Source organism: Sulfitobacter sediminis (assembly GCF_040811725.1).
Classification (GTDB): domain Bacteria; phylum Pseudomonadota; class Alphaproteobacteria; order Rhodobacterales; family Rhodobacteraceae; genus Sulfitobacter; species Sulfitobacter sediminis.
This window is the reverse complement of sequence record NZ_JBFNXX010000009.1, coordinates 25,293-49,658: the sequence shown is the minus strand read 5'-3', so window position 1 is coordinate 49,658 and position 24,366 is coordinate 25,293. Positions and strand designations below refer to the sequence as shown.

At 61.1% G+C, this 24,366-nt stretch carries 23 protein-coding genes; 8 read left to right on the top strand and 15 right to left on the bottom strand.

The window, feature by feature from the left end; all coding sequences use genetic code 11:
* From mnmE to AB2B41_RS12995, 3 genes are all read right to left on the bottom strand, one after another.
* A complete protein-coding gene (gene mnmE / locus AB2B41_RS13005; RefSeq protein WP_367878230.1) occupies positions 1–1,287 on the bottom strand; it encodes a tRNA uridine-5-carboxymethylaminomethyl(34) synthesis GTPase MnmE in 1,287 nt (428 codons plus the stop codon).
* Positions 1,288–1,318: 31 nt separating this feature from the next.
* Positions 1,319–2,590, bottom strand: a complete 1,272-nt coding sequence (gene rho, locus AB2B41_RS13000) for a transcription termination factor Rho (protein WP_367878229.1) — start codon at positions 2,588–2,590, stop codon at positions 1,319–1,321.
* 124 nt (positions 2,591–2,714) lie between these two features.
* Entirely contained in the window at positions 2,715–3,164 is a 450-nt protein-coding gene (locus tag AB2B41_RS12995; RefSeq protein ID WP_367878228.1) for a CopD family protein, read from the bottom strand.
* A gap of 404 nt (positions 3,165–3,568) precedes the next feature.
* Between AB2B41_RS12995 and AB2B41_RS12990 the strand changes: the two genes are divergently transcribed.
* The 4 genes from AB2B41_RS12990 to dnaQ are packed head-to-tail and all read left to right on the top strand — an operon-like array spanning position 3,569 to position 6,267.
* On the top strand, positions 3,569–4,168 hold the full coding sequence (locus tag AB2B41_RS12990) for a Maf family protein (protein ID WP_367878227.1): 600 nt from the start codon (positions 3,569–3,571) through the stop codon (positions 4,166–4,168).
* On the top strand, positions 4,165–4,998 hold the full coding sequence (locus AB2B41_RS12985; RefSeq protein WP_367878226.1) for a shikimate dehydrogenase: 834 nt from the start codon (positions 4,165–4,167) through the stop codon (positions 4,996–4,998). The genes AB2B41_RS12990 and AB2B41_RS12985 overlap by 4 nt, the downstream gene beginning before the upstream one ends.
* Positions 4,998–5,588 carry a dephospho-CoA kinase gene (gene coaE / locus AB2B41_RS12980; RefSeq protein ID WP_367878225.1) on the top strand — a complete coding sequence of 197 codons (591 nt, stop codon included), beginning with the start codon at positions 4,998–5,000 and terminating at the stop codon, positions 5,586–5,588. The genes AB2B41_RS12985 and coaE overlap by 1 nt, the downstream gene beginning before the upstream one ends.
* The gene (dnaQ, locus tag AB2B41_RS12975; RefSeq protein WP_367878224.1) at positions 5,581–6,267 is read left to right on the top strand and encodes a DNA polymerase III subunit epsilon; all 687 of its coding nucleotides are present in this window, start codon (positions 5,581–5,583) and stop codon (positions 6,265–6,267) included. Before coaE ends, dnaQ begins: the two co-directional genes overlap by 8 nt.
* On the opposite strand, the gene secB is transcribed toward dnaQ, so the two are convergent.
* Positions 6,264–6,749: a protein-export chaperone SecB gene (secB, locus tag AB2B41_RS12970; RefSeq protein WP_367878223.1), complete on the bottom strand. Its 486-nt coding sequence runs from the start codon at positions 6,747–6,749 to the stop codon at positions 6,264–6,266. The two genes, dnaQ and secB, sit on opposite strands and share 4 nt — an antisense overlap.
* Before the next feature lie 58 nt (positions 6,750–6,807).
* Positions 6,808–7,302: an FxsA family protein gene (locus AB2B41_RS12965; RefSeq protein ID WP_367878349.1), complete on the bottom strand. Its 495-nt coding sequence runs from the start codon at positions 7,300–7,302 to the stop codon at positions 6,808–6,810.
* A gap of 104 nt (positions 7,303–7,406) precedes the next feature.
* Here AB2B41_RS12965 and AB2B41_RS12960 point away from each other — a divergent pair, with 104 nt between their 5' ends.
* From AB2B41_RS12960 to AB2B41_RS12950, 3 genes are read left to right on the top strand one after another with little or no spacing between them, the layout of a single operon-like run.
* Complete coding sequence (locus AB2B41_RS12960; protein ID WP_367878222.1) at positions 7,407–8,069, top strand: Tim44/TimA family putative adaptor protein; 663 nt, start codon at positions 7,407–7,409, stop codon at positions 8,067–8,069.
* A gap of 41 nt (positions 8,070–8,110) precedes the next feature.
* A complete protein-coding gene (gene mltA, locus AB2B41_RS12955) occupies positions 8,111–9,103 on the top strand; it encodes a murein transglycosylase A (protein ID WP_367878221.1) in 993 nt (330 codons plus the stop codon).
* A complete protein-coding gene (locus tag AB2B41_RS12950; RefSeq protein ID WP_367878220.1) occupies positions 9,100–9,687 on the top strand; it encodes a Smr/MutS family protein in 588 nt (195 codons plus the stop codon). Before mltA ends, AB2B41_RS12950 begins: the two co-directional genes overlap by 4 nt.
* On the opposite strand, the gene AB2B41_RS12945 is transcribed toward AB2B41_RS12950, so the two are convergent.
* From AB2B41_RS12945 to hslV, 3 genes are all read right to left on the bottom strand, one after another.
* On the bottom strand, positions 9,684–10,901 hold the full coding sequence (locus tag AB2B41_RS12945) for an MFS transporter (RefSeq protein ID WP_367878219.1): 1,218 nt from the start codon (positions 10,899–10,901) through the stop codon (positions 9,684–9,686). The two genes, AB2B41_RS12950 and AB2B41_RS12945, sit on opposite strands and share 4 nt — an antisense overlap.
* A gap of 113 nt (positions 10,902–11,014) precedes the next feature.
* On the bottom strand, positions 11,015–12,322 hold the full coding sequence (gene hslU, locus AB2B41_RS12940; protein WP_367878218.1) for an ATP-dependent protease ATPase subunit HslU: 1,308 nt from the start codon (positions 12,320–12,322) through the stop codon (positions 11,015–11,017).
* A complete protein-coding gene (gene hslV / locus AB2B41_RS12935; RefSeq protein WP_367878217.1) occupies positions 12,319–12,876 on the bottom strand; it encodes an ATP-dependent protease subunit HslV in 558 nt (185 codons plus the stop codon). The genes hslU and hslV overlap by 4 nt, the downstream gene beginning before the upstream one ends.
* 100 nt (positions 12,877–12,976) lie before the next feature.
* Between hslV and AB2B41_RS12930 the strand changes: the two genes are divergently transcribed.
* Positions 12,977–13,882, top strand: coding sequence for a hypothetical protein (locus AB2B41_RS12930; RefSeq protein WP_367878216.1), 906 nt, complete (start codon positions 12,977–12,979; stop codon positions 13,880–13,882).
* 52 nt (positions 13,883–13,934) lie between these two features.
* On the opposite strand, the gene trxA is transcribed toward AB2B41_RS12930, so the two are convergent.
* From trxA to AB2B41_RS12895, 7 genes are read right to left on the bottom strand one after another with little or no spacing between them, the layout of a single operon-like run.
* Positions 13,935–14,279: a thioredoxin gene (trxA, locus tag AB2B41_RS12925; protein ID WP_367878348.1), complete on the bottom strand. Its 345-nt coding sequence runs from the start codon at positions 14,277–14,279 to the stop codon at positions 13,935–13,937.
* Positions 14,280–14,293: 14 nt separating this feature from the next.
* The gene (gene addA, locus AB2B41_RS12920) at positions 14,294–17,716 is read right to left on the bottom strand and encodes a double-strand break repair helicase AddA (protein WP_367878215.1); all 3,423 of its coding nucleotides are present in this window, start codon (positions 17,714–17,716) and stop codon (positions 14,294–14,296) included.
* Positions 17,674–20,622, bottom strand: a complete 2,949-nt coding sequence (addB, locus tag AB2B41_RS12915; protein WP_367878214.1) for a double-strand break repair protein AddB — start codon at positions 20,620–20,622, stop codon at positions 17,674–17,676. Before addB ends, addA begins: the two co-directional genes overlap by 43 nt.
* Complete coding sequence (locus AB2B41_RS12910) at positions 20,615–21,283, bottom strand: nucleotidyltransferase family protein (protein WP_367878213.1); 669 nt, start codon at positions 21,281–21,283, stop codon at positions 20,615–20,617. Before AB2B41_RS12910 ends, addB begins: the two co-directional genes overlap by 8 nt.
* On the bottom strand, positions 21,283–22,293 hold the full coding sequence (locus AB2B41_RS12905) for an aminoglycoside phosphotransferase family protein (protein WP_367878212.1): 1,011 nt from the start codon (positions 22,291–22,293) through the stop codon (positions 21,283–21,285). The genes AB2B41_RS12910 and AB2B41_RS12905 overlap by 1 nt, the downstream gene beginning before the upstream one ends.
* Positions 22,290–22,763 carry a tRNA (adenosine(37)-N6)-threonylcarbamoyltransferase complex ATPase subunit type 1 TsaE gene (gene tsaE / locus AB2B41_RS12900; RefSeq protein WP_367878211.1) on the bottom strand — a complete coding sequence of 158 codons (474 nt, stop codon included), beginning with the start codon at positions 22,761–22,763 and terminating at the stop codon, positions 22,290–22,292. Before tsaE ends, AB2B41_RS12905 begins: the two co-directional genes overlap by 4 nt.
* A gap of 54 nt (positions 22,764–22,817) precedes the next feature.
* The gene (locus AB2B41_RS12895; protein ID WP_367878210.1) at positions 22,818–24,308 is read right to left on the bottom strand and encodes a PAS-domain containing protein; all 1,491 of its coding nucleotides are present in this window, start codon (positions 24,306–24,308) and stop codon (positions 22,818–22,820) included.
* Positions 24,309–24,366 lie beyond the last annotated feature (58 nt).

The window sequence follows — 24,366 nt, the reverse complement described above, 5'->3', positions numbered from 1 at the left end:
TCATTTTCCGATGCAGAAGCTCGAGAAGATCTCGTCCAGCAAATCCTCGACACCGATCCGACCGACGACAGTCTCAAGACTCCTGATTGCCGAGCGCATTTCTTCTGCGGCTATATCGTATGTGTCGGGGCCCCTTTCCACCATAGAAAGCGCACCCATCAATTTGTTGATGGCATCAGCCATAGCCAGCCTATGCCGTTCGTGCGTCGCGACGTTGACGGCGAAACTACGTTCTTTCAAGACCGCAGTCACTTTGGAAACCAACTCCGACACACCCTGCCCCGTTTTTCCGGAAACAGCGCCCGGCGTTCCGTCCCGCAGATCGGCCTTCGGGGCGACTACGATGTCGTCCGCCTTCGGCTCCAGAAGCAATGTCTCTCCGGGTTCTGCGAGAAAAACCCGCAGATCGGCATCCGATGCGCGGCTGATCGCCCGTTCGACGCCGATACTTTCGATGACGTCCTCACTTTCCCGCAAACCGGCCGTATCGAGCAGCGTTACGGGAAGACCTTCCAGATTCATCCGCACCTCGACAATGTCGCGGGTCGTTCCAGCGATCTCGGAGGTGATCGCCGCCTCACGCCCGGCCAGCGCGTTAAGCAACGTCGATTTACCCGCGTTGGGCGGACCCACGATGGCGACCTCGAACCCCGTTCTGATCCGCTCGGCCACCTTCGCGCCCTCGACTTCCTTTTCCAGACCACTCGCGACACCCTGAAGCAACCCGGTAACTTCTGGCGTCACATCAACGGGCACCTCTTCGTCGGCAAAATCGATCGTCGCTTCCAGAAGCGCTGCCGCGCGGATCAGACTTGCACGCCATCCTTCGACCAGATCACCAAGATGACCTGACAACACCCGCAACGCCTGCTTCCGCTGTGCCTCCGTTTCAGCATCGATCAGATCGGCAAGCCCTTCGACCTGGGTCAGATCAAGCTTCTCATTCTCCAGTGCGCGGCGGGTGAATTCCCCAGCCTCGGCAAGTCGGCTACCCTCGAAGGTTCCCAGCAACCGCAGCACCGCATCGACTACGGCGATACTGCCATGCAGGTGCAGCTCCACCACGTCCTCGCCAGTGAAACTGCTGGGCGCATGAAACGAGAGGACCAGCGCGCGGTCGATCTCCTCTCCATCCGGGAAGCGAAGCTTGCGCAAGCCAGCCTGGTGCGATGGGGGCAGCCGTCCCGCGATGGATGACCCGATCCGAAGCGCGTCGGGACCCGAGATACGGATCACCGAAACACCAGCGCGCCCCGCGGCTGTCGCCTGCGCGAAAATCGTGGTCATTTCAGTTTAACCTCTTGTTAATAAATAACAATCAGGTGTTCATCGAGTCGAAGAAGTCCGAGTTTGTCTTGGTCTGCTTCAACTTGCCCAGCAGGAACTCGATGGCATCCGTCGTGCCCATCGGGTTGAGGATACGACGCAGCACGAAAGTCTTCTGCAGGTCTGCCTTATCGACCAGCAGATCCTCCTTGCGTGTACCGGACTTGAGGATGTCGATCGCCGGGAACACGCGCTTGTCCGCGATCTTGCGATCAAGAACGATTTCGGAGTTACCGGTGCCCTTGAATTCCTCGAAGATCACCTCGTCCATGCGCGAACCCGTGTCGATCAGCGCTGTGGCGATGATGGTGAGCGAACCTCCCTCCTCGATATTCCGCGCAGCGCCGAAGAAACGCTTCGGTCTCTGCAGCGCGTTCGCATCGACACCGCCCGTCAGAACCTTGCCCGACGACGGGACCACGGTGTTGAACGCGCGACCCAGTCGGGTGATGGAGTCAAGCAAGATCACCACGTCGCGCTTATGCTCGACGAGGCGTTTGGCCTTCTCGATCACCATGTCCGAAACCGCAACGTGCCGCGTTGCCGGTTCATCGAAGGTCGAAGACACGACCTCGCCCTTCACCGACCGCTGCATGTCCGTCACTTCCTCCGGCCGTTCGTCGATCAAAAGGACGATCAGGTAACACTCTGGATGGTTCTTCTCGATCGAGTTCGCGATGTTTTGTAGGATCACCGTCTTACCCGTACGCGGCGGCGCCACGATCAGCGAACGCTGCCCCTTGCCGATGGGCGCCACCAGATCGATCACCCGGGCCGACTTGTCCTTGATTGTCGGATCATCCACTTCCATCGTCAGCCGCTCATCGGGATAAAGCGGCGTCAGGTTTTCAAAGGCCACCTTGTGGCGCGCCTTCTCCGGCTCTTCGAAGTTGATCCGGGTTACCTCGGTCATCGCAAAGTAACGCTCGTTATCGTCGGGCGCCTTGATCAGTCCCTCGATGGTATCCCCGGTCCGCAGCGACCACTGACGGATCATGTCAGGCGAGACATAGATATCATCCGGACCCGGGAGATAGTTCGCCTCGACCGAGCGCAGAAAGCCGAAACCGTCTTGCAGAACCTCAAGAACGCCGTCGCCGGAAATCTCCCATCCTTCGTCCGCACGTTCGCGGAGGATTTGAAACATCATCTCGCCCTTGCGCATGGTCGAGGCGTTCTCGATCTCCAGGTCTTCTGCCATAGCCAGCAGGTTCTTGGGCGTTTGCGCCTTGAGATCGGCGAGGTTCAGTCTTTCGATTTTCATGGAACGGTCCCGTGCAGCCGCGTGACATCCGCGCGCTGGTCGTGTGTGAGATGTAAAAGCAGATACCTGCCCCGGACGGAGCGGTGCGTCGGATATAGGGGGCGGTCAGGACCCTGTCAACAAATCAGAACTTCACGATCACCGAGAATACGATGATGAACATCAGCACCGTCGGCACCTCGTTCATCATCCGGTACTGGCGGCCCGTCAAATGGTTCTCTCCGCGCTGGAAAGCTTTCATCCTAAACATGAGCCACGTGTGAAAGACCGTCATAGCGATCACCGCTGCACCTTTGGTCCAAGGCCAGACCATCGACCAGTCCACGATACCCGGCGTAAAAACCAGAATCAGACCAAAGGTCCAGGTCGCGTGCATCGCGGGCCGCATGATGATCCGCGCAAGCTTGAATTCCATCATCGAGAAAAGCGCGTGCGTCTCACCTTCCAGGCCCACCCGTTCGGTGTGATGAACGAAGAGGCGCGGCAGATAGAAAAGCGCCGCCATCCATGAGATCACGGAGACGATGTGCAAGGCCAGAACCCAAGGGTAGGCAAGGGCAAGGAAGTCAAACATATCCCACTCCGTTCTCGAGGCCCTTCTTATATAAATAGATAAAAGAAGAAAGATGATGTTGTTTGTAGAGAAGCCGGTTTCTGTGGATTACCCAGATATCCGCAGGTTCCTCAACGCGGTTGGAAAGATGTCCGCCCCCTGTGGATCGTTGTTTGTAAATAGAGATTATCGCTATTTAAATCAGAACCTTAGCGATCTTTTTCCCTGATCGCGCTGTGCAAAAGTCTATTGTAACTTCCGGGTAAACCGATTCCTCCAGCGAAACCGTTTTTCCTTTTCCACGCGGGCACAACACGGGATAGCGAACGCAAAAATCGCCCTTGATCCAACCGTGGTGGCCCCTTCCCGAGTTTTGCACTAAGACCTCCTAACAATTTCTTAACCGCGCACACAGGCTTATCCCCATGCCGCAGCCATTCATTATTGCCTCGGGATCCGACATCCGGGCCCAGCTTCTGCGGCAGGCAGGGATTTCCTTTGTCGTGGATGTCCCCCGGATTGACGAGGATATGATCAAGCAGGCGCTATTGGCGGAGGATGCAACGCCACGCGATATCGCGGACACGCTGGCAGAGATGAAAGCGCGTCGGATCAGCGAAAAGAACCCCGGTGCGTTGGTGCTCGGGTGCGATCAGACGCTCGACCATGGGGGCACGCTCCTGTCGAAACCCGAAGACCCCGCTGATGCCGCAGCCCAGCTTCGGACGCTCAGAGATGACCGGCATGCGCTTCTGTCCGCGGCGGTCATCTGCGAGGATGGTCAACCCATCTGGCGGCAGATCGGGCAGGTGCGCCTTCGGATGCGAAACCTCAGCGATGAATTCATCGAGGATTACGTTTCCCGCAACTGGGACAGCATCCGCCATTCGGTTGGCTGCTACAAACTCGAGGAAGAAGGTGTTCGGCTTTTCACCTCGATGGAAGGGGATTACTTTCACGTTCTCGGCATGCCACTTCTTGAACTGCTGAACTACCTGACCCTGCGCGGAGACCTCGCCACATGACATTGCCCAAGATTCCGCTGGCTGGCGTGATCGGATCACCCATCGCGCATTCGAAGTCTCCGCAAATCCACGGGCACTGGCTGCAGACCCAAGGCATACAGGGCTACTACATTCCCATGGATGTCAGCACGCAGGACCTTGCCGACGTGGTACGGACATTGCCCCGGATGGGTTTTGTCGGAGTGAACGTCACCATTCCACACAAGGAGGCGATCCTTTCGATTGCGGACCAGGTGACGGACCGCGCGATCCTGATCGGGGCGGCGAATACGCTGATCTTCCGGAAGGATGGAAAAATCCATGCGGACAACACCGATGGCTATGGGTTCATCGAGAACCTCAAGACCGGGGCGCCAAACTGGTCCCCACGATCCGGACCCGCTGCTGTACTGGGTGCCGGTGGTGCGGCGCGCGCGGTGATCGCGTCGCTGCTTGACGCGGGTGTGCCCGAGATCATGCTGTCGAACCGGACCCGTGTCCGGGCAGAAAAGCTCAAGTCCGATTTCGGCAGCCGTCTTCGTATTTTCGACTGGGTGCAAGCAGGCAATATGCTGGATAACGCAGCGCTGGTGGTGAACACCACGTCGCTTGGTATGATCGGAAAGAGCGAATTGCGTGTCCCCCTCGACGGATTGCGAAAGGAGTCGGTGGTGACTGATCTGGTCTATGCGCCGCTCAAGACAAGACTCCTGGAGACAGCGGAGGAAGTCGGCTGCACCACGGTTGATGGTCTTGGCATGTTGCTCCATCAGGCGGTGCCGGCCTTCGAACGGTGGTTCGGTGTCCGACCGGAGGTGGACCGCGCCACGCGCGCGGCGGCGCTGCGCTGATGTTCCTGCTGGGGCTGACCGGGTCCATCGGGATGGGCAAATCCACAACGGCCAAGCTTTTCGCCGATGAAGGTTGCGCCGTCTGGGACGCGGATGCAGCCGTCCACCGTCTCTATTCAAATGGCGGCGCTGCGGTCGAACCGATGGGCGCTCTCTTCCCTCAAGCGATTGTTGATGGGGCGGTGTCACGTCCGGCATTGAAAGAGATCATAGGAAAAGACCCCAATGCGCTGAAACAGATCGAAGCCGTCGTTCATCCCCTTGTGGGTGAGGACCGTGCAATGTTCATTGCGCAAGCGCAGACGGACATCGTCGTGCTGGACATACCCCTTCTTTTTGAGACAGGCGGTAATGCCCGCGTCGATGCCGTGGCCTGTGTCACAGTGGATGATGAGACGCAGAAAGAACGGGTGATGGCCCGCGGTACGATGAGCGAGGCCCAGTTTGAGGCGATCAAGGCCAAGCAGATGCCGTCGGCCGAGAAATGCGCGCGCTCCGACTACGTGATCGAGACCGATACGATTGAACATGCCCGGACGCAGGTGCAATCTGTGGTCAGGGATATTCGGGAGAAACTGAAGAATGCGTGAGATTGTCCTCGACACAGAAACCACGGGCTTCGACCCCGAAACCGGCGATAGGATCGTCGAAATCGGCGCTGTTGAGCTGATGGGTCACGTGGCGACGGGACGCACTTACCACCAATACATCAACCCCGAACGCGAGATGCCGCAAGAAGCCTTTGAGGTGCACGGCCTGGGCGATGATTTTCTGCGCGACAAGCCGAAGTTCGCCGAGATCGGCGGGGCGTTCCTGGAGTTCATCGGCGATGCGAAACTGGTGATCCACAACGCGGCCTTTGACATGAAGTTTCTCAACGCAGAACTCCGGTGGATGAAGCTCCCGCTCATCCCGTGGGAGCGCGCGGTCGATACGCTCGAGATCGCGCGCAAGCGTTTCCCCGGCTCACCCGCATCGCTCGACGCTTTGTGCCGACGGTTCAACATCGACAATTCCGCGCGCACGTTGCATGGCGCGCTTCTCGACAGTGAAATTCTGGCCGAGGTCTATCTTGAATTGATCGGCGGGCGGCAACCCAACTTTGCGCTATCGGCAACCACGGTCACAACAGACGCGAACACAGGCAGCGTCTGGACCCCGCAACCGCGTCCGACACCTCTGCCGTCACGGATTACCGAAAAAGAAGCCGCCGCCCACGCTGCTTTTGTCGAGCAGTTGGGCGACGGTGCTCTTTGGTCCAAGACTTAGGCGTCGGCCTTGGGCGCGCCCTGTTCCGCCTGACGGCGGGCAAGTTCATTCCGGTAAAGCTGAACGAAGTCGATGTTCTCAAGGTTCAGCGGCGGGAAACCGCCGTCGCGGGTGACGTCGCTGACGATGCGACGCAGGAACGGAAAGATCATCCGCGGGCATTCGATCAGCAGGAAGGGGTGGATCTGCTCATCGGGGATGTTCGCGATGTAGAAAATGCCGACATAGTCGACTTCGAGCATGAAGAGCGTGGCGTCGCTGTTCTTGTCTTTCGAAGTCACGTTCAGCTTGATCGAGGATTCGTACTGGTTCTCCGTCGGCCGCTTCTTGGCGTCGAGATTGACCTCGACCTGCACGTCCGGCTGCACGTCTGCGTTGCCGCCCTTTTGCGACATGATGTTTTCAAACGACATATCGCGGATGTACTGACCCAGCACGCGCATCTGCGCCTGTTGCTGTTGTGCTGTTGCTTCTTCGGCCATGGGTATCTCCCTCATGAAAACTGCATTCACGGGGGCTTAGCAGATGGGCCTTTGGCCCTCAATGCTTAGTCCAACCAGATGGGCCCTTGTCCCGCTTGGCGTTCTCGGGAATTTCATGAAACTCGCCCTCGATCACGTCGCCGCTGGCATCGGGATACTGCGGGCCGCCCCGGTAACGTGCCTGGTCATGCGTGCTGAAGGTCTGGACGTTCACGCGGGCACGGATGGCGCGGTAAGCTGCCTGCCGGACGCCCGGTATCAGCAGGGAGAACCCGACAGCGTCCGTAAAGAACCCCGGTGTCAGCAACAGCGCGCCGGCGAAAAGGATCATCGCACCATGTACAAGCGGCTCGGTCGGGTCACGCATGTCGGAAAAGGATGCGCGCAACTGCCCAAGCGCCATCGCTCCCTGCGTGCGGACAAGCCAGGTGCCCAGTATGGCCGTGATCAGCACGATTGCCAGAGTCCACCCAAGACCGATGGCACCGCCGATCTGGATGAACAGGGCGATCTCGATCATGGGAACGGTAATGAATGCGATCAAAAGCCACATCGGCGCGGCATCCTTTTGCTGGTGCCAGAGTGGACTCACCCCGGTTCTGCACCTACATAAGGGTTCAAAGCACGCGTTTCCACTTTTTGACCTCAGAGGTTCCGATGAATTCACCCATGATACAGCTTCTGGTTTTGGCCGGTATTGCCGTATTTTTGATCCTGCGTCTGAAAAACGTGCTTGGTTCTCGGGAGGGGTTTGAAAAGCCGCCCGTGACCGATCAATCCCCCGCGCGGCGCAGCAATAGCCCGGCTTTTGAGGTCATCGAAGGCGGCCCGGACCTTGATATCACCGATCACGTTCCCGCGGACAGTCCCGCGGGCAAAGCGCTGGCCGAGATGAAGCGCATCGAGCCTTCGTTCGAGGTAACCGGCTTTCTCGCCGGCGCGCGCCAGGCCTACGAGATGATTGTGTTGGGTTACGAACGCGGCGAGCTGGACAAGATCCAGCCGTTCCTTTCCGAGGAAATCTACGAAAGCTTCGTTGACGGTGTTGCCGCGCGCGAGGATCAGGGCCTGACCATCGAAGCTGAATTCATCGGTGTGCGCGAGACCGAGCTGGTGAACGCCTCTCTCGATCCTGACACCAAGGAAGCCGAGATGACGATCCGCTTCGTGGGCGAGCTGACCTCTGCCGTTCGGGACGAAGCTGGCGATATTGTCGAGGGCAGCCTGACCGAGGTCAAGCGCCAGAAGGATACCTGGGTCTTTGCCCGGATCATGGGCTCGGACGATCCGAATTGGCTGCTGGTCTCTACAGACGGCTAAGCCATGCACTTGCGGCATCGCTTTGCGCGGGGGTCTTTGCAATGACCCCGGCCAAGGCAAGCGATGTGACATACGAAGTTCTCGATTTTGACCAGCTCGACGGATGGGCTGACGACGATCACGCGGCGGCGCTTGAGGTGTTTCTCAAGACCTGCCGTGACATGGACGACGTCGACTGGCGCGCCCTGTGCCGTTTCGCCGAAGCCAATCCGGACGCGCGTGAGTTCTTCGAGCTATTCTTTCGCCCGGTTCTGATTAACGATGGGAAAGAGGCGCTCTTTACCGGTTACTTCGAGCCGGAACTGGACGGCGATCGTTATCGTTCGGTGCGGTATCGCTACCCGGTCTACAAGATGCCGAACGAGGCGCTTGAATCGAACCCGTGGCTGACGCGTCGGGAAATCCTCGAAACCGGCGTGATGGAGGGTCGCGGGCTCGAAATTGCCTGGGTCGATGATCCGGTCGAGCTGTTTTTTCTGCAAATTCAGGGGTCTGGCCGCATTAGACTTCCTGACGGAGAGCGCCTGCGCGTAGGTTATCGCGGTTCCAACGGGCATCCTTATCGTTCCATCGGCGTCGAACTTGTGCGGCGCGGCATCTATGACGCGCATCAGGTGAGCGCCGAAGTGATCAAGAACTGGGTTCGACGCAATCCCGAGGCGGGGCGCGAACTCCTCTATCACAACGAGTCTTACGTTTTCTTTCGCGAAGTCAGCAAGGTGCCTTCTGACGAGGGGCCGCTTGGCGCGATGAACCGGTCGGTGACCGCCATGCGCAGCATTGCGGTTGATCCCGTTTACGTAAAACTCGGCGCGCCGGTCTGGATCGAGAAGGACGGCAAGAAACCGATGCGTCGCCTGATGATCGCCCAGGATACCGGCTCTGCCATCAAGGGTGCCCAACGGGCAGATGTGTTCTTTGGCACAGGCGATGCGGCGGGCCAGGCCGCGGGTCGCCTGCGCGATCCCGGCCGCATGGTGGTGCTCATGCCAATCCAGCGCGCCTATGCGCTCTTGCCGGAGAGCGCGTTGTGACCCGGAACCGCAGACACGGACGCCTGAACGATGAGGACCTCGCCCTCTGGCGCAAGGTGACGGAGCGGACCGAGAAACTCGATCTGAAGTCCCTCTTCACGCCCGACGTCGATACGCCTGCCCCCGCCAGGTTCGAGGCATCGAAAACCGCGATCCCGGGCAAGCCGCGCGCCAGACCCTCCCGCAACTCCCACGATCTCTTGCCCTCGATCACGGATCAGCTGAACCGCGCGCCGGTACAGATGGACAAGAAAGCCTTCGGTCGGATGAAACGTGGCAAGTTGGTGCCCGAGGCGCGGATCGACCTTCACGGCATGACGCTGGAGCGCGCCTATCCCGCCCTCAGCCGGTTTATCCTGTCCGCGCATCAGAGTGGAAAGCGGCTTGTTCTTGTCATCACAGGTAAGGGGAAAAAACGTGATGACGACGGTCCGATCCCCTTGCGCCACGGCGTTCTACGCCATCAGGTGCCGCAATGGCTGGGAATGCCGCCGCTGTCCTCCGCTGTATTGCAGGTCACTCCGGCGCATGTGAGCCACGGTGGCACCGGTGCTTACTACGTCTATCTCCGCAAACAGCGCTAGCGGCCAAGCGTCGGGCGATACCGCAGGATACCCGCCGTCGCCATCCCTGCAGCAATCACATAATAGACCGAGATAGGAAGCATTTGGTCGGGGAAGTCGATACCAAGGTCGATGAGCCAGCCTGTTACCCCCGGACCAATGGCCGACCCGAAGACCATCAACGCCGCCGCAACGGACTTGATCGCACCAATATGTCGCGTGCCGTAGTATTCGGCCCAGAACGTCGAAACGCCTGTTGCCTGCAACCCTTGCCCCACACCAAAGATCACCAGCCCGATGCCCGCGACAAAGATCGTATCGGCGAAGGCCAGCACCGCAAAGGAGGCCGCAAAGGGCAGCATCTGGAAGGGAACGATTCGGCTGACCCCGAAACGATCAATGGCCCAGCCTGAGGCAAAGGTGGAGACAACCGCAGCCAACGTGTAGATCGGCATCAGGGCAACATAGGCGACCAGTTCCCAACCTTTCACCTCGGTCAGGTGTACCTGCTGGAAGAACAGCGCCGTGCCCCAGGCCGCTGGTCCGACGATCATCGGGATCATCAGAAAGAACAGCCCCGAACGCAGCATCTCGCGGCGCGTCCAGTGTCGGCCCTCCATCCCCGCGATCTGTGCCTCGGCGGCCATGGATTGCGGTGTTCGCTCTTGCCGGAGAAGCATCAGCAAGACCGGGATGGTCAGCAGCACCAGCACGGCTGCCAGAACCCACAACATGCGCCAGGACACCACTGCGAAAAGCGCCACGAAGACAACCGGCAGAATGGCCTGCCCCGCCGAGAAACCCATGGAGGCAAGCGACAGCGCCTTGCCCCGCGTCGCCTCGAACCATCGGACCATCGCCACGGCGCCAAGCTGCGACATCATCCCCTGCCCGGTCAGGCGCAGGGCAAAGATCACGACCATCAGCAGAACCCAGGATTTATTGAGGGCCATCGCAACGCAGGCGGCCGCCAGCGCGATCATCACCGCCAGGGCGAGGGCACGCACCCGGAACCGGTCCGTCAAGACACCCGCCCAGATCATCGCAATGGCCGATGCGGTAGTCCCGACGGTGTAGATGCCGCCCCATTGCCCGTCAGTCAGCCCGAAATCGCCTTTGATCTCACCGGCGAAGAGGGAAATGAAATAGGTCTGCCCATAGGACGAAGTGAAGGTCAGCAGGAATCCCGCAAGCAGGAACAGCCAGTTGGCGCGGAGAAAGCGAAGGTAACCCATGCGCCTTCATCTGCCCTGCCGCCAGAAATGGAAAGAGCCAACCGTGGCGAAGCGACCGGTCTTTTCGAAAAGACCATCCCGATTTCTTCAAAGAAATCGACACCCAGCCCGGATCAAAGCACGTAGCGGCTCAGATCAGCCGACTTCGTCAGCTCCCCAAGGTTCTTCTCGACGAAGTCCGCGTTCACCTCGATCGTCTCCCCTGCCCGGTCCGGCGCGGTAAAGGACAGCTCTTCGAAGACACGCTCCATCACGGTATAAAGACGGCGCGCCCCGATGTTCTCGATGGTGTGGTTCACATCCGCCGCGATCTTGGCCAATGCCGCGATGCCTTCCTTGGTGAAGGAGACAGTCACATCCTCGGTCCCCATCAGCGCAGTGTACTGCAAGGTCAGGGCGTTGTCGGTCTCGGTCAGGATGCGCACGAAATCCTCTTCGGTCAGCGCCCGAAGTTCGACACGGATCGGCAAACGTCCCTGCAGTTCCGGCAGCAAGTCGGAAGGCTTTGCGATATGAAAAGCACCTGACGCGATGAAAAGCACATGATCGGTCTTCACCGGCCCGTGCTTTGTGCTGACGGTCGTCCCCTCGATCAGCGGGAGCAGATCGCGTTGTACGCCCTCCCGGCTCACGTCGCCTCCGCGCATGTCCGAGCGCGCGCAGACCTTGTCGATCTCGTCCAGGAATACGATCCCATTTTGCTCAACCGCTTCGATGGCGGTCTTCGTTACGGTCTCATCGTCCAGCAGCTTGTCCGCCTCCTCGCCGATCAGCACCTCATAGCTGTCCGCGACCGACAGGCGTTTCTTGACCGTCCGCCCGCCAAAGGCTTTGCCGAAAAGATCGCCCAGGTTCATCATCCCCGCGCCCATGCCGGGCTGGCCGGGGATTTCCATCATCGGAAAGGGGCTGGCGGTCTCGGCCACTTCAAGCTCGATCATGGTCTCGTCCAACTCGCCGGACTTGAGCTTTTTGCGAAACATCTCGCGCGTGCCTTCCCGGGCATCTGCCCCCGCAATCGCGTCGATCACCCGGTCTTCTGCCGCCTGATGCGCCTTGGCCTTCACATCCTCGCGCATATGCTCGCGCGTCATCGCGATGGAGGCATCGACAAGATCGCGGATGATCTGCTCCACGTCCCGGCCGACATAGCCGACTTCGGTGAACTTCGTTGCCTCTACCTTGAGGAAAGGCGCGCGGGCCAGTTTGGCCAACCGGCGGCTGATCTCGGTCTTGCCCACGCCTGTGGGTCCGATCATCAGGATGTTCTTCGGGTACACTTCGTCGCGCAAATCGTCACCCAGCTGCTTGCGTCGCCAGCGGTTGCGCAGCGCCACGGCCACGGCACGTTTGGCATCTTTCTGGCCGATGATGAACCGGTCGAGTTCCGAGACAATTTCGCGGGGGGTGAGATCGGTCATTTCGAGATTTTCTCCACGGTCAGATTGCCGTTGGTGTAGACGCAGATGTCCGCCGCGATGGCCATGGCGTCGCGTGCCACCGCTTCGGCATCGCGGTCGCTGTCGATCATGCCGCGCGCAGCGGCCAGGGCATAGTTCCCACCGGATCCGATGGCCGCCACGTTATGTTCGGGTTCCAGCACATCCCCCGCACCGGTGATCACCAGCAGCTCCTGCCCGTCCGAGACGATCAGCATCGCCTCGAGTTTTTGCAGGTATTTGTCCGTGCGCCAGTCCTTGGCCAATTCCACGCTCGCCCGCTGCAATTGTCCCGGCGTCGCCTCCAGCTTTGCCTCCAGCCGCTCCAGCAGCGTGAAGGCATCCGCCGTCGATCCGGCAAAGCCAGCAACCACGTCGAACCCGCCGGGCGACAGCCGCCGCACCTTGCGTGCCGTCCCCTTGATCACGGTCTGGCCCAGGCTTACCTGCCCGTCGCCCGCAATCACCACCTCGCCGCCTTTCTTCACGCCGATAATCGTGGTGCCGTGCCAGCCTGGGAAATCCTCTTGCGCCATGAAAGCCTCCGTTGTTCTTCGTGGCTATATGGCCCCCATGGCAGAGGGGCACAAGGGCGCGTGGCTTGTGAGCGGGATCAACGGGCGCTAGCGTCCGGACATGGCCGAGGACGCGACAGTTCATTTCTATCTCGAGGAACCATTTCGCACCTCCGCTGCGCGCGGCGAACACAATTTCATTAATCTGGTAGCGTATGTCCTCAAAGCTGCCGGCCTCCATCCGGTCTTTGAAGACCTGCCTATCCGTGGCGAACCGACAACTGGATTTTCGCTCAGCCACATGGTGAACCCACCCAATGACCGCGGCCTCGTCTTTCGGCGCGTCTATCACTACCCCTTCTGGCAGATCGAGGCGGTGGCCCAGCGCTGGCACTGGGATGTCGCGCGGGCAACCTTCGATCCGGACACTGCATCCCGGGATGCGCCACGGTTCTACAGCTTCTGGCAGAAACGTCTTTTCGGCGATGCGCCCAATCAGGCCGGACGCGATGGATTTGTCTATGTCCCGCTACAGGGCCGCCTGACCGAAGAAAGGCTTTTTCAGGCTTGCAGCCCAATGGAGATGATCGAGCATTGTCTAGCCCTTAACCCCCGGCGGCAGATCGTGGCCACGCTGCATCCCAACGAAAGCTATACGCGGCGTGAACTCGGCCAACTTGAAACGCTTGCCCGGCGGCACGATCGGTTGCGGCTGGACACCGGAAACATGGTCTCGCATCTGAAGGGATGCGACTTCGTAGTTACGCAGAACTCCGGTGCAGCTTTCTCGGGCTTTTTCTTTGGGAAACCGGCGCTTCTGTTCGGTCAGATCGACTTTCATCACATCGCTGTGCGCGCGGACATGGACGCGCTGGGCGCAAGCTTCGATGAAATTGCACGCGCGGCGCCGCCCTTCGACAAGTACGTCTGGTGGTTCTGGCAGGATCAATCCATCAACGCAGGCCGCGACGATGCCAGGGCGAAGATCGCTGACCGGCTCAGGCGTTTTGGATGGCCGATCCCATGAAAGAAGGCGTGCCGCAGGGAGCGCCTTCTTAATGTCGTTCCGGTAATCCGGATCAGATCGAATCTTCGATCCAGCTTTGCAGCGCCGCCTTCGGCCTCGCGCCTGCCATGTTGGACACGACCTGACCGTCCTTGAACACGAACAGCGCCGGAATGCCGCGCACACCCATCTGGGCGGGGGAGTTCGGGTTCTCGTCGACGTTGACCTTCACGATCTTCACCTTGCCGTCCATCTCTGCCGAGAGTTCCTCAAGCGCGGGTCCGATCTGCTTGCAGGGACCGCACCATTCGGCCCAGAAATCTACCACGACAGGGATGTCGGATTGCCGAACTTCGGCGTCGAATGTGTCGTCCGTGACTGCGACGGTGGCCATGATGCTCTCCTGAAATGCGTGAATGCGTTGCGCAGAACCTAGGAACGCGCATCCCCCGCGTCAAGGTGATCTGACCGCCACAGAGCCGCCGTCACGAGATCGTGGCTAAGCGGCATGAGCGTCGCATTCGCGGTCCATAGAATGGCGGTCTTGATCTCATGCGCCGGGAAGGTCTGTGACAAGAGCGCGGCATAGGCGCCCATCTGGCGCAGCAGGCCTTCTGGGCAGGTCTCGGGCCGGTCCGGCACCTGCCGGTTGGTCTTGTAGTCGATCAGTTGCACGACGTCGTCGCCGATCAGGAGCCGGTCGATCACCCCGTGAAGACGCCTGCCGCTGACGGTGCCGGTAATCGGGATTTCGGTCAGCGAATTCGGAGAAAAGACATCGGCAAGGGTCGGCAAGGTAATCACCTGCACGGCTTCTGCAATCGCTTCCGCGCTGCGTTCGTTGTCGAGATGACGAGTGATCTGGCGCGCGGCGGAGGTTCGGGCGGGCTCCTCCAGCTGAGGGAGCCTTTCCAGAAGTTCGTGTAGGACAGAGCCGTAGTCCTTGGCCGCCTCGGTTTCCTCGCCCAGATCACCGGGTAGGGCCTTGGCCCCGCCAAGGTCCGATGGTGTGAGGACTTCGGCGATAACGGGGGCGTCGGGTGCCGGGGCCAGAAAAACAGTCTCTAAATGACGCTTTTCGAGTTTTCTTTCGGCCTCCTCAACCTTGGAAAGCCCATCCCAATCCCCTTCTTGAAAACGGCGAATGCCTGTCTTTCCGACCTCCTCCGCATTGATATGGCCCATTGCCTCTTCCGTGATCTGGTACCAGGTGGAATTGTCCTTCGCCAATTCACCCGCGGCCGCGACGATCAGCCATTTCTCGGCCCGCGTCATCGCGACGTAGAGAAGCCTCAGACGCTCCGCGTGTTCCGCTGCTTTCATTTCGTCGATCCGCGCGGTGATCGGGGCCGGCATGTCATCTGCCGAGGGTTTCCAGACGGGTGTACCGTTCAGGCTCACGATTTCATTCCTGATCGTGATGTCGCGTTTTCCGGTATCGGGCAGGATCACGATGGGCGCCTCCAGCCCTTTCGATCCGTGGACCGTCATCACCCTGATCTGGTCCGAGGCGCTGTCGATCTGGCGCTTGATCTCCAGATCGTCGGTTTGCATCCACGCGATGAAGCCTGTCAGGCTTGGGATATCGGTGCGCTCGTAAGCGAGCGCCTGCGTCAGCATCGCATTGATCCCGTCTTCCGCCTCCGGTCCCAGCCGAGCGAGCAGCCTTTTGCGGCCCTCGTGGCGGGTGAGGATACGTTCAATCAGATCGAAGGGGCGAAGGAAATCGACCTGAGCACGCAGATCGCGCAGAACGGAGAGCGTTTCGGGATAAAGGTCTTCGGCCTTGCGCAGCGTTTCCCATAGAGAAGGCTGCTTGCGGCCATTGGCGAGGGTGAAGAGATCCTGTTCACGCCAGCCGAAGAGCGGTGATTTCAGTGCCGTCGCCAGGGAGAGGCTATCGTCGGGCGTGGCGAGAAAGGCCAGCAGCGCCGCGAGGTCCTTTACAGCAAGCTCCGCGCCCACCTTTAGGCGGTCGGCTCCGGCGATGGGCAGACCTTCGGCCTTGCAGGCACGGATGATCTCGGCAAAGAGCGCCGAACGGCGCTGCACGAGGATCAGGAAATCGCCCGCTCTGACCGGGCGGCGAATGAGGGATCCCTTCGATCCGGCGTCATCGGGAATGAACGCAGGGTCTGCAGGGTCGATCATCGTTTTGATCTTTTCCGCGATCTGTTGGGCAAGGACGACGGTATGGTGCTGGGCACTACGCCGGTCCACCGGATCGGTCCATGGGCCATCGTCGTCGGTTGCTGCGGGATCGACGACAGGCCAGAGATCGACGCGGCCGGGCAGGGTGTCCTTGAAGGCGATATGCTGGTTCTCGGCGTCAAAGCCGGACCGACGCCGTGGATCGAAAACAGTGTCTACAAGGCGCAATATGGCCGATGATGAGCGAAACGAGTATTCAAGGGGGAGCTTCTGGAACACCTTGCCCGCCTCTTCGAACTTCTCCCCGAACATCTCGCGCTTGCGGTCGAATTCCTGCGGGTCGGCCCCTTGGAAAGAGTAGATCGACTGCTTCTTGTCGCCGACCACAAAGAGCGTCCGGTCGACATCGGGGCGAGCCCCCGCGCCACTGTAGAATTCCGCCGTCAGCGCCTCGATCACGTCCCACTGCCGCGGCGAGGTGTCCTGCGCCTCGTCGACAAGGATATGGTCGATCCCGCCGTCGATCCGGAAAAGAATCCATGGCGCGACACGATCGTCACGCAGCAGTGCCCGGGCTTTCAGAATCAGATCGTCGAAATCCAGCCACCCCCGCTGTTGCTTGGCCGCCTCATATCGCCTCAGGAAGGCGCGCGCGAAGGCGTGAAGTGCGACGGTTTTTTCGGCGGTTTCCAAGGCAAGCCGCGCGTCGCGCGCGTCCTCGACACGGCGCATGAAGGCATTGACCCTATCCATTGTCGCCTCACCCAGCGTCGCGCGGGTTAGCTTGGTTGGAAAACTGTCGATCTTGGCGCAGAAGGGCGCCTTGGCAGATGCGCCGAAAAGAAATTGCCGCTCAAGCTCCGGCAATGCCGAGAGATCAAAGCGCGAGATCGCCTCAAGCGCCCGGCCCGCCTTTTCGTCGTTTCCGCCTTTTTCCAGAAGCACAGGAACGATTCCACGGATCAGCGCCGTTTCCTCGCCAGTAAAGACGGTCGCCTCGATCCGGTCCTGGTCCAGATCGGCGGATTGTCCGAGTTGAAAAAGAATATCGCCGCGTGACAGTTGCGTGGCAAAGGCCTCCCGCATGCCGACGATCATTTTCGTCAGTCGTCCAAGATCCTCGCCCGAATAGAAATGCGCCAGCTCCGCGACCAGCGCAGCCTCCGGCCCGTCGGACATTTCGTCGACGATATCGGCGCGCAGCAGATCGGCGGCACGATCCTCGATCTCGGTGAATTGCGGGCTCACCTGCGCCTCGAGCGGGAAACGCCGCAGCAGGGCCGCGCAGAAAGAGTGGATGGTCTGGATTTTCAAGCCGCCCGGCGTCTCGATCGCAAGCGCGAAGAGCGTGCGTGCCCTGCGCAGTCTCTCCGCATCGAGGGTGCCTTCGAAACCCAGTTCGGCCAGCGCGGCGCGCAGGTCGTCGTCCCCCAACATCGCCCAGGCCCCGAGCCGTTTGAACAACCTGTTCTGCATCTCCGACGCAGCGGCTTTGGTGTAGGTCAGGCATAGGATGTTCTGAGGGTTCACACCGTTGAGCAGAAAGCGCGCCACGCGGTCTGTCAGAACCCGCGTCTTGCCCGATCCGGCGTTCGCCCCCAACCAGGTGGAGACGTCGGGCCGGGCCGCTTCTATCTGCGCACGGGTTGCGTCATTGAATATCAGGTCAGATCCTCCGGTGTGGAGGGCATCGTGCCATCCCATTCGCCAAAGCGCGCAAGCTGGTCGTAGTCGCCCGGCGCGGCCTCGGTCCTCACGGCCCGGCGAGAGGTGAAACCCTGGGCCGGGTCAAGGTAGCTTTGGACAAGCTTGCGCAGCCCGGCCAGCGTCTGCTGCGGTGTTTCCTCGGTCAGGGGTGCGTCGACTTCCGTCGGTTTGGCACCCAGCCCGATGAAGACGGCGCGGGCTACATGGGCGGGTCCGATATCTTTGAACCCGCCCTCTTCGATCATCGCCGCCTCGAGCAGAAGCTGCTTGTCGAAGAACTCCTGCTCGCGTTTGCTGGGCGGCGTGCCGGTTTTGTAGTCGTAAATCAGCGCGTCGCCGTCTTCGGTGCGGTCGATGCGATCGGCGTAGCCGCGCAGTTTGAAGCCGATGTCATCGAAGGCGATCTCGCCCCGCGCCTCGAAAAGCGCGGGTTCCGAAAAGGATTGGCGGGCCGCCTCGCGTTCGATGAACCAATCCGCAACCCTCTCGATCCTCGCCCGCCACATCAGCCGGGCGGCGGGCCAGGGGGCTTCGTGCTGCAGGACCCGATCTGTAATCGCGAGCAGGTTGGTTTTCGTCAGCAGCGATGGGTCATCGCGGACTGATTTGACGAAAGCCTCGAATATCTGATGCAGGACGATCCCGCGCACCGGTGCATCGGGAGATTGGACCAGCGGGTCGAGCGGTCGCAGGCCAAGCGTATGTCTGGCGTAGATCGCGTAGGGATCGCGGATCAGCCGCTTGATCTCCGTGACCGACAGCGTGCGCGGACGCGCTGAGACGGGCGGACGCGGGGACGGTCGCGTGGCGGGGGCGGCGCGGGCGTAGGCTTCCAGCGCCTCGGTCTGTGCGATCCAGTGTTTGCCACGCTCCCGCATGGCATCCAGGGCTGCCGCACCGTCGGACTTCGGCAACCCTTTGAGCAGGTTCTGCAACCGGTTCAGCCAGCGCGACGGCACGGTTTCCGCCTCGTCCGAGCGGATCGACCGCGTCAGCCAAACCTCCGGCGCGGCGATAGCCTGTTGGTAGTCATGTGCGGAGAGTCCGATGCGCCTTTCCGGCAGGAGCAGCCCCGCCTTGAGCCGCATCTGGCGGTTGAGCCAGGGATCGGGCGGCGGCGCTTCGGGCCAGGTACCGTCGTTCAATCCGCCCAGAATGACCAGATCGGCCCCCTGAACGCGCGCTTCGAGCGTGCCCCAAATCATCACCTGCGGATGCGGTGCATCGCGGTCGCGAACCTCTTCGGTCGACAAGAGCGCACCGACGAGATCGGCGTAATCGGAGGCTGTCATCTCACCCCCGTATTCCGCGTTGGCGCGCAGGTTTTCCATCACCTCCAGCGCCTTCTGCCCCGCTTTCTTTTGCCAAAGCTCGTGGGCCGCATCCTGCGGTGCACCCGCGGCGATCTGGTGCGCCAGCGCCAGATGCGTCTCGACCCAATCTGACAGATGCGCGACACCGGCGGCGCGGTGACAGAAGGTGCTGCCGACCCAATCAATCCACGCCGCGAATTGCGCGCCGTCCTCGGAGGTGTTGGTTGCCTTCGCCCCAATCCGTCCGAGGTTTTCGGCATCGGGGTAGGGCAGACCCTCGCGGCGGATGAGAAGTTCAAGCCGCTGGGTATTGAGCTGGTGCAGGTTGCGGCCAGAACCGCTGTGGGTCAGCGGGTGTTTCAGCAGCGTCAGCAATGCCTCCGCATCGAGCTTGCGCACCAAGAGCGCTGCGACATGGCGCATGAACCGTCCCGGCGGAGAGAGTTGCAGCGGCGTGCCCGCGCTGTCGTCCGGCAGGATGTTCCACCGGTCGAGCGCTGATGTGACCTGCCGGGTGAGCATCCGGTCCGGTGTGATCAGTGCGGCGGTCTTGCCTTCCGTCACCGCCTTGCGCAGCCGCATTGCGATAGCAAGTGCCTCAGTGCGTGGCGTTGGCGCTTCGATCAGCGTGATCCCATCGGTCGCCTTGCCAATATCGTCCAGCTTCGGCCCTTCGGTCAGCCAGGTGTCGGTCACCGGGGCCGGCCGCAGCGACAGGGACACAAGCGCATTGCGTGCGGGCGATGGCGGCGCGATACCGGCCCAGTTCAGGATGTCGCCGCGGGTGAGATCAAGCTTTTTCATTAGGTCGATGAAACGGTATTGCGGATGATCCTCGGGCGGTTCGCGATCCTCCAGCATGCCCCAGAGATGCTTGGGCATGTCGAAATCGAAACCTGGTAGTATCAGCGCGCCCTGCGGCAGCGCCGCGACCGCCTGCATCAAAAGCTGCGTCGTGCCGCGCGACCCGGTAGAGCCTGCAAGGATCACCGGGTTTGTCGGCGGATGCTCTTGCCAATGTGCCGCGATACGCTCGACCAACTGGCGCTGCCGCGCCTCCGTATCCGGCTGACCGATCGAGCGATCGAGGTACGCATGGGCGATGGCAAGAAACGCCTGTGCGCGTTCCCAGTGACCGGACTGATCGCTGACGTCCAGCTCGGTGATGTCTTCGACGCTGACGCCTTCGCCCTGCATCTCGTCAATGAGCCCGGCAAGGCTGTCCGCGAGGGCAAAAAGCGATGCGCGCGGCGCGATTGCGCTGTCGGTTTCAAGCAGACGGGAGATGAGCTTGATCAGTTCCAACCGGCGGCGCAATGCCGTCGTGGCGGGTGGCAAGACGATGCCGGGCACCAGCGTTTCGATCTCGGTCAGCAGCCGGATGCGCGGCAGGAAGCCCGGTGGCCCGGCATCGAATAGGGTGCGCAGGCGACGTGCCATGCGGCGGGTGTTCACAATGAGGTCGACCTGGGCCATTGCGTGCGGAGGCTGCCCCTGCAGCCTGTCCTGCAGCCCCGCGATCAGCGCGGCGGGGAAATCGACGCCCGGAGGGACGCCGAACAGGCGCGGTCGGTCCGAGGGGTCAAACATGCGCCCCCCTCAACATCTCCTCTGCAAGCTCAATGCCAGCCGGGTGCCCGACGTCGCACCATTTTCCCGGATAACTGAGCCCGAAAAGACGCCCCGCGGACAGGATCCTGTCCCACAGCAAATTGAGCGAGAAGATTTCTTCCTCGATGGTCTGCAGCAAGTCCGTCTTGATGATCTGAATGCCGCCATAGACCGCGCCGGGCCCCCGTTCGAGAAGACCGGTCTCTGAGATAAGAAAATCCCCGCTGCCCGCATGCCCAACAGCGCTGTCTAGCGGAACACAGATCAGCAGCCCGTCCATCCGATCCGGTTGCCACGCGTGCTTCAGCATGGCGATGGGGTTCGGCCCGGCCCAGATGGTATCGGTATTCATGGTGACAACCGTCGATGCACCGAGAAGCGGCAGCGCGTTGCGCAGGCCGCCGCCTGTGTCGAGGATATCGGGCGCCTCGGTGATCGTCGTGACACCGAGCGGCGCGAGGTGCTTTTCCAGCATTTCCGCCTTGTAGTGCAGATTTGCGACAATCGGGGCGCAGCGTGCCTCCGACGCCAGGCCAAGCGCATGGTCGATCAGCGGCTTACCCGCGACCTCGATCAGCGGTTTTGGACGCTCTTTCGTCAGGTCCTTCATCCGCGTCCCGAAGCCCGCGGCGAACATCATCACGGGGCAGGGTGGCTGGAACATGGCTCTTTCAGGCGCTTGAGATAGTCGGGTGTCGCTGCGGGTAGTATGTCGGCGAGTGGGGCGGCCAGAGATCGCAGGGCTGGGTGCGCAAGATTGCGTTCCACGTACCCCCAGACGCGGGGGATCATATCGACGTAATGCGGCTTGCCGTCCCTGCGCGAGAGCCGCGCAAAAATGCCGAGGATACGCAGGTTCCGCTGCAGGCCAAGCAGCGCATAGTCCTGTCGGAAACGCGCAGGATCATCGCCGGAGCGGCCGAGGTAGTGATCGACGATCTCATTTTCCAGCACGGGGGCAACGTCGCGGCGTGCATCCTGCAGGATCGAGACGAGGTCATAGGCGGGTGGGGCGCGCATCGCGTCCTGGAAATCGAGAATGCCGACAGAGGCGATGCCCTCACGGCCGGGAATCAGCAGGAGGTTCTCGGCGTGATAGTCCCTCAGCATGATCACCGGCTTCACATCCGTCGCCGACTGCGCGAGGGGGCGGAAGAGCCTCTCGAAAGCGGAGCGAGCGCCGGTCTGCGCGCCGGTTGCATACCATTCAAAAAGGGGCTCTAGCATGTCGACCAGCCAAGCCGTATCGCAGCGGTCAAGATCGAGCGGCGGCACCTCGCGCAGCGCGAGGAGCACATCGGCGGCGGCACGGTAGAGCGGGATTTGCAGCGTGGCGTCCTGTGCCATCAACCGGGCGAAAAGCCCGTCACCGAGATCTTCGATAAGCAGCAGGCCTTCAGTTTCATCGCGGAGATAGATGCGGGGTGCACTGAGTCCGTGGGCGCGCAGGTGGTCCGCGATCTTGACAAAAGCACGCGTCGTTTCGACCATTTCGGGAGGCGCATCCATCAGAATAGCGCTCTCTCCGCCGTCCTTGGTCAGCCGTTCGTACCGGCGGTTGGAGGCGTCTCCCGCGATTCCTCGCCGGGCGGCATCCGACCAGCCGCCGCGCGCAAGAAAGGTGCGGATCTGGCTTTCCCTCGCGCTCACGCGGCCAATGCCCCCAACAGGTCGTCCCACCGCGCTGCGCTCCAGCGGGCGGTGATCTGGCGGGCCTCGTCCGTTTTCCCGGCCTGAAATGCCAGCGTCAGCGCGTCGGCTGGCGCCAACGTGCCGAGCCGGTCCGGCCATTCGACGAGGCATATCTCTGTGCCGAAGGCGTCGATCAGGCCCAGTTCCTCAATCTCCAGTGTGGAGGTCACGCGGTAAAGATCGGCGTGCCAGATCTCGCCCCGCGGCGTTGCGTAGGTCTGGACAAGCGTGAACGTGGGCGAGGGCACGTCTTCCGATTGCTCGAGAAGGGATTGGATGAGCGCCCGGGCAAAGTGCGTCTTTCCAGCGCCCACGTCTCCTTCCAGAAGGATCACATCGCCCGGTGATAGCTTTGCGGCAAGGCCCGCGGCGAAGCGGGCCGTCTCATCGGGAGAACTGGAGTGGAATGAGCGGGTCTTCGTGGCCATACTGCATGGTGGCAACGCCCCCGGCCCTCTGCAAGCCGAAAGCGCGGCAGCCCGTCACGCGCGCTGATCGAGCATCGCCTTTTCGCCCGCTTGGTTCTCTGCCGGGTGTCTGACGAATCGGACAAGGGTCGCGTCAGATGAAATGGGCACAAGCTCGCAATCCATAAGCTTTCCGTTGCGAAACCCGAGGGGCAACCTTCGCGGGTCGCGCTGGCCGAGCGTGGTCACGAAATCCAGCAGCGACTCCCAGGGTGTGTCCCCCGTTACATCCTTTCTCCACAGGGTTACGGCGTCGTGCACGGTGACGTCGGCAAAGGCGCTTTCGGGGTTCTGGCTCCACATCTTGCGATAGGCTGCATTGCAGAAAGTGAGGATGCCGCTTGCGGAAAACACGACCATCGCGGTCTCCACGGTGTCGAGCAGCACTTCGTATTGCATCATCTCGGTGCGGAAATTGCGGGTCAGCGTGATTTCGGGGCTTATGTCTTCGATCAGGAAGGCGGTGGCCCCACCGGGGTGAGGGCGGCCCTGAACGGCGAAGGTGCGACCGTCTTCCAGAGTCCATGTTTCGCGGTACTGCCCGCCGGATGCGGCGGCGATGACCTCGGTGATCTGCTGCCGCCACGTGACATAGTTCTTGGGCTCTGGCATGCCGCGGTTTTCCCGGAGCTGATCGAAGAAGGAAAGCATGTCTGGCTGCCCGGCGAGAAAGCCGGGTTGAAGCCGCGTCAGATCGACAAGAGCGGGGTTGAAGATGCTCAGCCGACCATCGCGGTCGAAGATCGCAAGCCCGATGGACAGATGTGCGAAGGTCTTGGCCAGGGCCTGGACAAAATTGCGCTGGGCGGTTTCGGATTGTACCAGCGGCGTGATGCGAACAGCGTGATGCAGACGCCTGTCATCCTTGCGATGGGTCGTGATCTCGTACCAGTCGTGATTGCCCGCCACGTCCCTGACGCTGGTACGCGCGGTTTCCTTCTCTTGGGGCATCTCGAATATTTCCGCATGCGGCTCCTTGCCCAGAGCCTTGGCGAGTGTCTGGTACGCGGCGTTGCGCCAGGCGATGCTCCCATCGGCGCTGGTTTCCCACGCTGGCGTCGGCAAGGTTTCGCAGCACAGGACCAGTGAGTCGGTCTGAGCATGCGTCAGATTGTTGGGCACGGGTTCTTCGTGAAGCGCGACCCAGGACATGCCGTCCCGCCAGGCGATTTCTATGAAGGATGGATCGTCGGGATCATCGGGCCGCATCGTCATGTTGCCCTGGGTGGTGGGCCCTGCCGCTTTGGGAAAATCGGGAAACCGGGGCAGCAGAGCCGCACGCAGATCGTCCCACACATGGGCACCCGGAAACAGCGCAAACCGGGTGAGCGCCGGCTGTGTCGCGTGGTGCAGCACCTCATCGTCAAAGAGCAGGGCGACGTTTTCGGCGGTTTCAGACGCTTGCCGGTTCGGCAACCGTTGCCGACCCTCGAACAGCAGAACCGCGGCGATGGCCGCGATGACCGACACACCAAGAATGAGCAAGAGCTCAGAGGGCTGCAACATGGGTTCTGTCCCGATCCGCTGTTCCGCCGTAGAGTTTTGTGAACTTTGGTTAACGGAT